Here is an 11,316-nt window from a genome sequence, read left to right on the forward strand (position 1 = left end):
GGGGGACAACCCCACCCCGTTCGGGGGACGGGCCGGATGGTCCGGTTCGTCCCCCGCTCGTTACGTTCGAGGCTCACGCCACGACGGGGGTTTCGAGTTGAGGACGACCACGACCAGGCGGACCGCCGAGGCATCCACGAGGGATGCCCCGGCGGTCTCGCCGTACGCCCTGCAGGTCGCAGGGATCACCAAGACGTACGCCGCGGGCAAGCGGTCGGTGCACGCCCTGCGGGGCGTGTCCCTGGCGCTCCCGAGGGGCAGCTTCACGGCCGTGATGGGGCCGTCGGGCTCGGGCAAGAGCACGTTGCTGCACTGTGCCGCGGGTCTCGACCGACCGACGGGCGGCTCGGTCCACCTGGGCGGCGTGGACCTGTCCACGCTGACCGAGGACGAGCTCACGGCCCTGCGCCGGGGGCGCATCGGGTTCGTCTTCCAGGCCTACAACCTCCTGGGGTCGTTGACGGTCGCGGAGAACGTCGGGCTGCCGCTGCGGCTCGCGGGCGAGCGGGCCGACCCGGCGTGGTTGCGCGAGATCGCGGCCCGCGTCGGGATCGAGGACCGCCTCGACCACCGTCCGAGCGAGCTCTCGGGCGGTCAGCAGCAGCGCGTGGCGATCGCGCGGGCGCTCGTGACGCGCCCCGACGTCGTGGTCGCGGACGAGCCGACCGGGGCCCTCGACACGCGCACGAGCAAGCACGTGCTCGAGCTGCTGCGGTTCCTGGTCGACACGCTCGGCCAGAGCGTCTTCATGGTCACGCACGACCCGGTCGCGGCCTCGTTCGCGGACCGTGTCGTGTTCCTGGCCGACGGGCAGGTCGCGGGCGACCTCGTCCGCCCGACCCCCGAGCAGGTCGCCGACCGCATGACGCACCTCGGGGAGTGGTGAGCGTGCTGGCCCTCGCGCTGAGCACGCTGCGCGCGCGCCGCAAGAGCTTCGTCGGTCCGTTCGTCGCGCTGTTCCTGAGCGCGATGCTCGTCGCGGCGTGCGGGCTGCTCATGGAGTCGGGCATCCGGCAGGGCATCGGTCCTGAGCGCTACGCGGGCGCCGACCTGGTCGTGACCGCGAAGCAGTCGCTCGCGGTCGACGTGGACTACGACGAGCCCTTCGGCGGCCGCGTCCGCCTGCCCGCGTCGGCGGTCGACGAGCTCGCCGCGATCCCCGGTGTCGGGCGCGCGGTGGGCGACGTCGAGGTGCGCCTCGGCGCCGTCGGGCCGTCGGGCGACCTGGCCGGTGCCGTCGACGGGCGCCCGCCCGTGGCCCACGGGTGGTCCTCGGCGACGCTCGGGCCGTTCGTCCTCGCGCAGGGCGACGGCCCGACGGCGCCGGGCCAGGTCGCGCTCGACGACGCACTGGCCGCGCGGCTCGCCGTGGGCGTGGGCGACGACGTCACCCTGGCCGTGGGGTCGACGCCGGGGGAGTACCGGGTGACCGGGATCGTCTCCCCGCCCGAGGGGACCGGTGCGCTGCGGCAGGGCGTGGCGTTCTTCACCGACGAGCAGGTCGCGGACCTCGCCGCAGGGGGCCCGGGTGCGCCCGGGCGACCCGGTGCGGCAGACACCCGAGGGGAGATCGACGCCGTCGGGATCCTGGCCGCGGACGGGACGGACGTCCGGGCGCTCGCCGCGGACGTGCGCGAGCGCACCGGGCTGACCGTGCGCACGGGCGACGCCCGCGGCTCGGTCGAGTTCGCCGACGCCTCGGGCTCGGCGACCACGCTGGTCGCGATCGCCGGCAGCTTCGGCGGGATCATGCTCGTCGTCGTCGTGTTCGTCGTCGCCAGCGCCCTGGGACTCGTGGTGCAGCAGCGGCGCCGCGAGCTCGCGCTGCTCCGCGCGGTGGGTGCGACCCCGCGCCAGGTCCGGCGGATGATCTCTGCCGAGATGCTCGTGCTGTCCACGACGGCCGCGGTCCCGGGGGCTCTCCTGGGCATCGCCGCGGTCGGCGTGCTGCACGGCCTGTTCGTCCGGGCGGGGGTCGTCTCGGCGGACTACCCGGTCGCGGTGGGACCGCTGCCGGTCGTGGTCGCCGTGGTGCTCACCGTGGGTGTCGCGTGGCTCGCCGGGAGGATGTCGGCCCGGCGGGCGATCACGGTGAAGCCCGTCGAGGCGCTGGGCGAGGCCGCGGTGCAGACCCCGCGGCTGGGCGTCACGCGCACGGTGGTCGGCGGGGTCCTCGTCGTCGGCGGGGTGTTCCTGTCGATGCTGCCCGCGTTCGTCGCGGGCGAGGACGCGCTCGCGGGGGCCGCGCTCTCCGGCGTGGTGCTCGTGATCGCCGTCGCGCTCCTGGGGCCGCGGATCGTGCACGCCCTCGTGCTGCTGGTCGAGCCGTTCCTGCGGCGCAGCCCGCACGCGAGCACCTACCTCGCGGGCCGCAACACCCGAGCGAGCTCGCGACGGCTCGCGGGGGCCGTCGTGCCGCTCGTGCTCGCGATCACCATGACGGTCGTGCAGGTCTCGCTCGGGGCCGCGCAGGTGGCCGAGACCGAGCGTCAGGTGGCCGACGGGCTCCGCGCGGACCTCGTGCTCGCGAGCAGCGGTACGGGCCTCTCGCCCGACCTCGCGGGGCAGGTCGCGGGCGTCGCGGGCGTCGCCTCGGTGACCCCGACCGTGCGGAGCCAGGCCCTCGTACGCTTCGCCGAGTCGGACGGCACGCTCACGGCCGAGGCCCTGACCGTCCAGGGCGTCGACCCGGCGGACCTGGCCGCCGCGATCGACCTGGACGTGCGCGAGGGCTCGACCGACGACCTGCACGGCGAGTCGGTCGCCCTCAGCGTCACGGGAGCGAGCAAGGCACGGGCCGGGCTCGGGGACACCGTCGAGCTCCATCTCGCGGACGGCACGCGGGTCGACGCCGCCGTCGTCGCGATCTACGGGCGCGGCATGGGCTTCGGTGACGCCCTGCTCCCGCGGGACCTGGTCCTGCCCGCGTCGGGGGACCGGCTGGACGGCTCGCTGCTCGTGGTGGCCGAGGAGGAGACCGACGTCGAGGCGCTCGCGGAGGACCTCGGCCGGGCGACCGCCCCGTACCCGGGCGTCGTGCTCGCCGACCGGGCCTCGCTGGTCGCCGCCGAGAAGGCGGCGCTCGAGGCCAACACGTGGACCTCGATGATCCTGCTCGTCGTGCTGTTCGGGTACGTCGCCCTGAACGTCGCGAACGCCCTGGTCATGTCGACCGTCGACCGGCGGCGCGAGATCGCGCTGCTGCGCCTGGTCGGGACGCGGGACCGTCAGGTCCTGCGGATGATGCGGGTCGAGGCGGGCGTGGTGGTCGGCATCGCCGTGCTGGTCGCGACGGTGATCCTGCTGCCTCCGCTGGCCGGCGTGAGCCTCGGGCTGAGCGAGGGGCAGCGGGCGGTGCCAGCGCTCTCCCCGGTCGCGTACCTCGCGACGGTCGCGGGCGCGGGCGCCGTCGGGTACCTCTCGATGCTGCTGCCGACCCGTGCCGCGCTGCGGGCGCGACCGGTCGAGAGCATCGGGCTGCGGGAGTGACGTGAGTGCGTGGTTCGGCTGCGACACGCCCGGCGCGTCGCAGCCGAACCACGCACCGGGCGGCGCCCCGCCCTCGCGCCGGGCCGCCGACGGGGTGACCATGGACGTATGTCCACCGTCGGACCGGTCGTGGTCGGCTATGACGGGTCGCCCTCCGCGACCTCCGCAGTGCGCTGGGCCGCGCGCGAGGCCCGACGGCGTGGCGCCCGTCTGGAGGTCGTCTTCGCCCGAGACGCGCACGACACCCACCTCGAACCCTCGTTGCCGGGGGGAGGCGAGAACGCGCAGGCCGGGGCGCGAGCGCTCGCCGAACGGGGCCGGGTCCAGGCGGTCGAGGTCGAGCCCGACGTCGAGGTCGAGGCGACCGTGGAGTACACGACCCCGGCCGCGACGCTCGTCGGGACGTCGCTCGACGCCTCGATCGTGGTCGTCGGGTCGGGGGACCACGGGAGGGTCCGCGGCGAGCTCGGCGGCTCGGTGGCGCTCGCGGTCGCCGCGCACGCGCACTGCCCGGTCGTCGTGGTCCACGGGGACGTCGAGGCGCTGCGGGACGTGAACCTGCCCGTGGTCGTGGGGGTCGACGGCTCGACGCACGCGTCCGGTGCGCTCGACCACGCGGCCGAGGTCGCGGCCTCGCGCGGTGCGTCGCTGCGGGTCGTGGTCGCGTGGTGGACGCGCGCCTCGGCGCACCTCGAGAGCTACATGGCCGCGGAGTTCCCGCGCGAGCGCGCCGAGAACGGGGCCGAGCGACTGCTCGCGGCCGCGCTCGCCCAGGTGCACGAGGACTACCCGGCCCTGGAGGTCGAGGGCTCGACCGTGGAGGCGCAGCCGGCTCCCGCGCTGGTCAGGGCCTCGGAGGGGGCCGAGCGCCTGGTCGTCGGGTCGCGCGGGCGGGGCGGGTTCGCGGCGCTCGTCCTGGGTTCGGTGAGCCACTCGCTCGTGCGTGAGGCGCACTGCCCCGTGACGATCGTGCGCTGAACCTCGTTCCCGGTCGGAGACGTGATCCCGACCACATCTTCGGTGCTGATGCGGGTCCTGGGCTTTCACCCGGTCGGGATGTTTGGTTAGGCTCACCTCTGTGAGCCACACCTTATCGGGAGCCGACGACGCCACGGCCACCCAGGACGCCGCCCGCCCGGCCCTCGCCGGAACCGGGCTGAGCCTCGGGTACGACGGGACCGCCGTCGTGCACGACGCCTCCCTGCGCCTGCTCCCCGGACAGGTCACCGCGCTCATCGGTCCCAACGGGAGCGGCAAGTCGACGCTCCTGCGCTCGCTCGCCCGGCTCCACAAGCCCGTCGAGGGGACCGTGAGCCTGCCCGACGTCCCCGACGCGCTCGCGCTGCACCCCAAGGACTTCGCACGCCGCGTCACCCTGCTCTCGCAGAGCCGCCCCACGCCCAACGGCGTGAGCGTGCGCGACGTCGTCGGGTACGGGCGCCACCCGCACCGGGCGCGCTTCCGGTCCACGGACCCCGACGGCGCCCGCGCGATCGCGTGGGCCATGGACGTCACGGGCGTGGCGGCCATGGCGGGTCGCGGCGTCGACGAGCTGTCGGGCGGCGAGCTCCAGCGTGTGTGGCTCGCGACCTGCCTGGCCCAGGACACGGGCGTGCTGCTGCTCGACGAGCCCACGACCTACCTGGACCTGCGCTACCAGGTCGAGATCCTCGACCTCATGCGCGACCTCGCGGACGACCACGGCGTGGCCGTGGGCGTCGTGCTGCACGACCTCAACCAGGCGGCCGCGGTCGCGGACCACGTCGTCCTGCTCCAGCGCGGCGTCGTCCGTGCCGCGGGCGAGGCCGCCGACGTCCTGACCGCCGACGCTCTCAGCGAGACCTACGGCATCCGCATCGAGGTCACGCACGACCCGCTGACCGGCACGGTGCAGACCGCGCCCGTCGGGCGGCACACGACCCGCAGGCTCGTCGCCGTCCCCTGACGCGCCGAGCCTGCCCTCCGTGCTGCCGCGCACCCCGGCGCGGCAGCCCACCGAGCCCCGCCTCCCGGCGCGGGCAGCACCCTCAAGGACACAGGACCCCCATGCGAAAGACCCTCCGGACCGGCCTGCCCGCCGTCCTGCTCGTGACAGCGCTCTCCCTCACCGCGTGCGGCACCACGGAGGAGGCGGACGCCGGCGGCGCGTCCAAGGCCCCCGCCGCCGACGCGGGCCCCGTCACCTTCACCGACGAGCGCGGTGAGCAGACGCTCGACGCCCCCGCGACCGAGGTCGTCTCGCTCGAGTGGGGCCTGACCGAGAACCTGCTGGCGCTCGGCGTGGACGTCGTGGGCCAGGCCGACGTCGAGGGCTACAACACGTGGGACACCTCGGTCGCGCTCGACGCGTCGACGCCCGACGTCGGGATGCGTGGCGAGCCCAGCCTCGACGCCATCTCCGCTCTCGAGCCCGAGCTCATCGCCGTCACCACGGACACCCCCGACAACGTGATCGACCAGCTCGCGGACATCGCGCCCGTCGTGACGCTGCGCGGCTCCGACGGCACCGACCCGATCGGGTACATGCGCCAGACGGTCGAGACCCTCGCGACCGCCACGGGCACCGAGGACAAGGGCATCGAGCTGCTCGAAGGGTTCGACGCGAAGGTCGCCGAGGGCAAGAAGGCCCTCGAGGAGGCCGGCGTCGCGGGCGCCTCGTACGTCATGGCCGACGGCTGGGTCAACAACGGCACCGTCTCGGTGCGCATGTACACGCCCGGCTCGTTCCTCGGCGCGGTCGGCGCCGAGCTCGGCCTGGCGAACGCGTGGACCGGCGAGGGCGACCCCGACTACGGGCTCGCACAGACCGACGTCGAGGGCCTGACGGCGCTGAGCGACGTCCAGTTCGTCTACGCCGCGAGCGACTCCGAGGCCGACCCGTTCGCCGAGGGCCTGGCGGGCAACGCGATCTGGGAGCAGCTCCCGTTCGTCGTGGCCGGTGACGTGCACCGCATCCCCGACGGCATCTGGATGTTCGGCGGGCCCGCGTCCGCGAACGCCTACGTCGACGCGCTCGTCGCGGCTCTGACCCAGTGAGCACGAGCGCCCCGGGGGGACTCTCGACGGCCCGGCACGAGGTCCCGGACGACACCACCGGTCTCCTCGCCCCGCCGGTCCCGGCCGTCCCCCCGGGGCGCTCGCGCCTCCGGTTCCGTCTGACGGTCGCCTCGGCGTTCGTCGTCGGGATCCTCGCAGTCCTGGTGCTGGCCGCGGTCCACCTCACGCAGGGGACGGCCGACGTCGGGCTCGGCGACCTGCTGCGCCTCGTGACCGGCGGCGACGCCGACGCCGACCGGACCGCCGCGGCCGTGCTGCTCGCCTCGCGCCTTCCGCGCCTGCTCGCGGGCCTCCTCGTGGGCGTCTCGCTGGGCGCGGCGGGCGCCGCGCTGCAGTCCGTGGCGCGCAACCCGCTCGCCTCGCCCGACACGCTCGCGGTCAACGCGGGCGCGTACGTCGCGGTCGTGGGGGCGGCCGTGATCGGCGTGACCCTGCCGTTCTACCTCTCGGGGACGCTCGCGCTCGTCGGCGGGCTCGCGGCCTCGGGCCTCGTGCTCGTCCTGGCCCGCGGCGGTGCCGCCGGGCCGACCCGGCTCATCCTCGCGGGCTCGGCCATCACGCTCGCGCTGCACTCCCTGACGACCGTGCTGCTCGTGCTGTTCCAGCAGGAGACCATGGGGCTGTTCGCGTGGGGGAGCGGCTCGATCGTCCAGTCCGGCACGTCGCAGGTCGTGCTCGCGGCCCCGCTCGTGGTCGTCGGCCTCGGCGGGCTGCTCCTCGTGGCCCACCGCCTGGACCTGCTGGCGCTCGGCGACGACACCGCGACGGTCCTCGGGATCGACGTGCGCGCGACGCGCGTCGTGACCATCCTGCTCGCGGTGCTGCTCTCCGCCACGGCCGTCACGGTCGCGGGCCCGGTCGGCTTCGTCGGCCTGTGCGCCCCCGTGGTCGTGCGCCTCGTGGCCCGCAAGGTCCCCGGGCTCAACCGGCACCGCGTGCTCATCCCGCTGGCGGGGATCGCGGGCATGATCGTGGTCCTCGGCGCCGACGTCCTGCTGCGCCTCGTCCTGCCCGGCACCTACGGCGTGGCCGTCCCGACGGGCGTCATCACGACCGTGTTCGGTGCCGTGGTGCTCGTGTGGCTCGCGCGCCGGCTCAAGGACTCCGGTCCCGCCGCCGGGACCCGCGCCGCGCACGTCCGGCCGCGCGGCGCCCGCCGTGCCCTGGTCGTGGTGACCGTCCTCGGCGCGCTCCTGGTCGCGGCCACGGTCGCCGCCCTCCTGCTGGGCGACAGGCTGCTGCTCACGGGCGACGTCCTCAACTGGGCCGCCGACCGGGCGGGCAAGCAGGTGAGCTTCGTGCTCGACCAGCGCGTCCCGCGCGTGCTCGCCGCGATCCTCGCGGGTGCTGCGCTGGGCCTGGCCGGGACGGTCGTGCAGGCCGTGTGCCGCAATCCGCTGGCCGAGCCCGGCCTGCTCGGCGTGACGGCGGGCGCGGGGCTGGGCGCCGTCGGGGTCGTGCTGCTGGTTCCTGGCGTCGGCATCATGGGCATGTCCCTCGCCGCCGTCGTCGGCGCGCTGGGCACGTTCGCGATCGTCTATCGCCTCGCGTACCGGGGCGGGCTGAGCTCGGACCGGCTCGTGCTCATCGGCATCGGCATGAACACGGGCGCCACGGCTCTGACGACGCTCGTGATCGTGGTCGTCGCGCCCTGGAACCTCAACGTCGCGCTCACCTGGTTGTCGGGGTCCACGTACGGACGGACCTTCGACCACCTGGTCCCCGTCGTCCTGGCGCTGCTCGTGGTCGTGCCCGTCGCGGTGCTCCACCGGCGCGAGATGGACGTCCTGGCTCTCGACGAGGACACCCCGCGCGTCCTGGGCCTGCGCCTGGACCGCACGCGCCTGCTGCTCCTGGGGGCTAGTGCGGTCCTGACGGCCGCCGCGGTGTGCGCGGTCGGGGTCGTGGGCTTCGTGGGGCTCGTCGCCCCGCACGCCGCGCGTGCCCTCGTCGGTTCGCGCAACGGCCGGGTGATCCCGGTCGCGATGCTGCTCGGGGCCGTCCTGGTGAGCCTCGCCGACACCGTGGGGCGGACGGTCATCGCGCCGGCCCAGATCCCCGCGGGCCTGACGACCGCGCTCATCGGCGCGCCCTACTTCGTGTGGCTCCTGTGGCGCAGCCGCGGCCGCGAGGCGTGAGAGTGATCCCGACCACACGTTCGGCTTCAGGGGTTCACCCGGCCCCGATGTTTGGTTAGGCTCGCCTACGTGACTCAGACCAGTGTCGTGACCGCGCAGGAGATCTCCCCGTTCCGCATGTTCGACGTGCAGGTGCGACGGGTCGAGCAGCTCTCGCCGAGCTTCCTGCGCGTGACCTTCACGGGCCACGACCTCCACGAGTTTGCCGACAACGGCCTCGACCAGCGCATCAAGCTCGTCTTCCCCGCGCCCGACGGCGGCTACGAGCACCTCGTCCGCACGGGCGAGTGGTACGCGGCGTGGCGCGCGCAGCCCGAGGAGCGCCGCAACCCGCTGCGCACCTACACCGTGCGGGCCGTGCGCCCCGAGGCCTCCGAGGTCGACATCGACCTCGTCCTGCACGGCGACGCGGGGCCCGCGTCCCGGTGGGCGCTCGCCGCGCGCCCCGGCAGCGAGATCGTGCTGCTCGGCCCCAACGGCCTGTGGACGGGCGCGCACGGCGGCGTCGAGTTCTCCCGTCCCGTCCGCAGCCACGCGCTGCTCCTCGCAGGCGACGAGACCGCCGTCCCCGCGATCGCCTCGATCCTGGGCTCCCTGCCCGCCGACGAGGTCGGCGAGGTCTTCCTCGAGGTCCCGTACGAGGGCGACGTCCTGCCCGTGACGGCTCCGGCGGGCGTCGACGTCACGTGGCTCGCCCGTGAGGGGCGCGCCCACGGGGACCTGCTGGTCCCCGCGGTCCGCGAGGCCGCCGACCGCCTGCTCGAGCGCAACGTCTGCGGCGCGACGCACTCGCTCACGTGCGCGGCCCGCGGGCTCGTCCAGCGCCAGGGCGGGCTCGCCGGGGCGGCCGAGCTCGAGGACGTCGACATCGACACGGACATCCTCTGGGAGGTCCCTGTGGACGAGGACGGCACGCCGCTCGTCGCGTGCGCCGAGCTCTACGCCTGGCTCGCGGGGGAGGCGTCGGTCATCAAGACCCTGCGCCGCTACCTCGTGTCGGAGCGCGGCGTCGACCGCCGCTCGGTCGCTTTCATGGGCTACTGGCGTGAGGGCCGCGCCGAGGGCTGACGGCCGCGAGACCGCGCCGGGAGGGTCGACGACCCGTCGCGCTCACCCCACCGGCACGCCCAGCCCGTCGACCAGCTCGATCCCGGGCAGCCGTGCGAGCAGCGCGCCCGGCAGCAGCAGCTTGGACCGGCGCAGCCCGCTCCCGACGAGCGCGGGCTCGCCGTCGGTCGCGACGCGCGCGTCGAGCAGGACGCGCCAGCCGTCCGGGAGCCCGATCGGGGTGATCCCGCCGTACTCCATGCCGGACTCGGCGACGGCCCGGTCCGTGGGCAGGAACGACGCCTTGCGCACGTCGAGCAGCGACCGCACGCGCGAGTTCACGTCGGCGCGGGTCGTGGCGCGCACGACCGCTGCCGCGAGGCGTTCGTCGCCCCCGCGTCGTCCGGCGACGAGGACGCAGTTCGCCGAGGCTTCCGGGGGCAGGTCGTGCGCCGCGTTGAGCGTCGCGGTGTCCGCGAGGTCGGGGTCGATCTCCACGACCGCGACCTGCTGCGCGACGCCCGGGTCCAGCGCGGCCCAGCGGGCGAGGGCCTGCGCGACGGGCGGTGCGAGCAGGTCGAGCCTGTCCGTGGCCGGGACCCAGGCGAGGTCGCCCAGGGTCGGGAACGTCGCGGGTCCGCTCGTGCCGTGACTCATGCGGTGACCAGGATCTGGTAGGTCGGCGTGATGGTCGCGCGCGCGATCGTGTGGAACAGCGCGGCGATCGCGACGGCCGTCGGGGGCGTAGCGGGGGTCACGTCGAGCCGCTCGACGTCGAGCGCGTGCACCGCGAAGACGTATCGGTGCGGGCGGTCCCCGGGCGGCGGTGCGGCGCCCAGGTACCCGGGGCCTCCGCCGTCGTGCCGGGTCTGGAACGCGCCCTGCGGGAGGTAGCCGCCACCGGGGGAGCCTGCGCCCTGCGCGAGGGTCACGGTGGAGACGGGCAGGTTGACGACGGTCCAGTGCCAGTACCCCGCCGGGGTCGGCGCGTCGGGGTCGAAGCAGTTGACCAGGAACGAGCGCGTGGCTGCGGGGAAGTGGTTCCACGCGAGCTCGGGCGAGCGGTTGTCGCCCTCGGCCGCGTGGGTGCGGGCCATGGGCTCACCCTGCACGACGTCGTCGCTCGTCACCGTGAAGAGCGGCACCCGCGGCAGCAGCGAGTAGGGGTCGGGGGCGATCGGACGGTCGGCGAGGTTCATCGGTCCATCGTGCCCGGTGACGTGGGGTGGAGGCCAGGTGTGACGAGGGTGGGGGCGTCGGCACGGGTGAGATGCGGCAAGGTGGTCCGCTCTGCTGGTGAGCGGTCGACGAGCGGCAGCCTCGCCGGTTCGCCGGGGACCTCCTGGCCGGGTCGAAGGTCTGCAACCGCCTCTCGCAGCGGCTTCGAAGCAGGAGATCGTTGATATCTCGCCCTTCCTGACCCAACCATGAGGTGTCGCCGGAGGCTTCCGGAATGCCTGTATGCGGGGTTGATTGTTGCGCGATGATGAAACTCTCAACCACGGATCGACCCCTGCTGTCGACCGGGTGGGACGAGTTGACACCCCCTCGCGGAGCGCGTGTACTGGAAGTGTTCGAACACCTG

General features: G+C 74.6%; 9 protein-coding genes. 7 read left to right on the plus strand and 2 right to left on the minus strand.

Features of this window, described 5'->3' with window-relative positions; genetic code table 11:
- The first annotated feature begins 97 nt into the window (after positions 1-97).
- The 7 genes from ACZDYF_RS16535 to ACZDYF_RS16565 all read left to right on the plus strand — a co-directional run bounded on the left by ACZDYF_RS16535 (position 98) and on the right by ACZDYF_RS16565 (position 9,752).
- Complete coding sequence (locus tag ACZDYF_RS16535; RefSeq protein WP_475059730.1) at positions 98-886, plus strand: ABC transporter ATP-binding protein; 789 nt, start codon at positions 98-100, stop codon at positions 884-886.
- Positions 883-3,489 (plus strand): ABC transporter permease, encoded by a 2,607-nt coding sequence (locus ACZDYF_RS16540; protein ID WP_475059737.1) that lies wholly within the window; start codon positions 883-885, stop codon positions 3,487-3,489. Before ACZDYF_RS16535 ends, ACZDYF_RS16540 begins: the two co-directional genes overlap by 4 nt.
- Before the next feature lie 108 nt (positions 3,490-3,597).
- On the plus strand, positions 3,598-4,467 hold the full coding sequence (locus ACZDYF_RS16545) for a universal stress protein (RefSeq protein ID WP_475059743.1): 870 nt from the start codon (positions 3,598-3,600) through the stop codon (positions 4,465-4,467).
- Between the two features lie 100 nt (positions 4,468-4,567).
- The gene (locus tag ACZDYF_RS16550; protein WP_475059749.1) at positions 4,568-5,434 is read left to right on the plus strand and encodes an ABC transporter ATP-binding protein; all 867 of its coding nucleotides are present in this window, start codon (positions 4,568-4,570) and stop codon (positions 5,432-5,434) included.
- A gap of 101 nt (positions 5,435-5,535) precedes the next feature.
- The gene (locus ACZDYF_RS16555) at positions 5,536-6,525 is read left to right on the plus strand and encodes an ABC transporter substrate-binding protein (RefSeq protein ID WP_475059756.1); all 990 of its coding nucleotides are present in this window, start codon (positions 5,536-5,538) and stop codon (positions 6,523-6,525) included.
- Complete coding sequence (locus ACZDYF_RS16560; RefSeq protein ID WP_475059764.1) at positions 6,522-8,684, plus strand: iron ABC transporter permease; 2,163 nt, start codon at positions 6,522-6,524, stop codon at positions 8,682-8,684. The genes ACZDYF_RS16555 and ACZDYF_RS16560 overlap by 4 nt, the downstream gene beginning before the upstream one ends.
- A gap of 117 nt (positions 8,685-8,801) precedes the next feature.
- Positions 8,802-9,752 (plus strand): siderophore-interacting protein, encoded by a 951-nt coding sequence (locus ACZDYF_RS16565; RefSeq protein WP_475060014.1) that lies wholly within the window; start codon positions 8,802-8,804, stop codon positions 9,750-9,752.
- Positions 9,753-9,794: 42 nt separating this feature from the next.
- Here ACZDYF_RS16565 and ACZDYF_RS16570 read toward each other — a convergent pair whose 3' ends face one another.
- Both ACZDYF_RS16570 and ACZDYF_RS16575 read right to left on the minus strand, forming a co-directional pair.
- Positions 9,795-10,388, minus strand: coding sequence for a YbaK/EbsC family protein (locus tag ACZDYF_RS16570; protein WP_475059768.1), 594 nt, complete (start codon positions 10,386-10,388; stop codon positions 9,795-9,797).
- A complete protein-coding gene (locus ACZDYF_RS16575; RefSeq protein WP_475059772.1) occupies positions 10,385-10,930 on the minus strand; it encodes a YbhB/YbcL family Raf kinase inhibitor-like protein in 546 nt (181 codons plus the stop codon). The genes ACZDYF_RS16570 and ACZDYF_RS16575 overlap by 4 nt, the downstream gene beginning before the upstream one ends.
- Positions 10,931-11,316: the final 386 nt, after the last annotated feature.

The sequence above is a fragment of the Oerskovia sp. PE-21s genome (genome assembly GCF_056158145.1).

Excerpts from the sequence above, each read along its gene's own strand:
- ACZDYF_RS16545 (WP_475059743.1), top strand. The coding sequence starts at position 3,598 with ATGTCCACCGTCGGACCGGTCGTGGTCGGCTATGACGGGTCGCCCTCC.
- ACZDYF_RS16555 (WP_475059756.1), top strand. The coding sequence starts at position 5,536 with ATGCGAAAGACCCTCCGGACCGGCCTGCCCGCCGTCCTGCTCGTGACA.
- ACZDYF_RS16565 (WP_475060014.1), top strand. The coding sequence starts at position 8,802 with ATGTTCGACGTGCAGGTGCGACGGGTCGAGCAGCTCTCGCCGAGCTTC.
- ACZDYF_RS16570 (WP_475059768.1), bottom strand. The coding sequence starts at position 10,388 with ATGAGTCACGGCACGAGCGGACCCGCGACGTTCCCGACCCTGGGCGAC.
- ACZDYF_RS16575 (WP_475059772.1), bottom strand. The coding sequence starts at position 10,930 with ATGAACCTCGCCGACCGTCCGATCGCCCCCGACCCCTACTCGCTGCTG.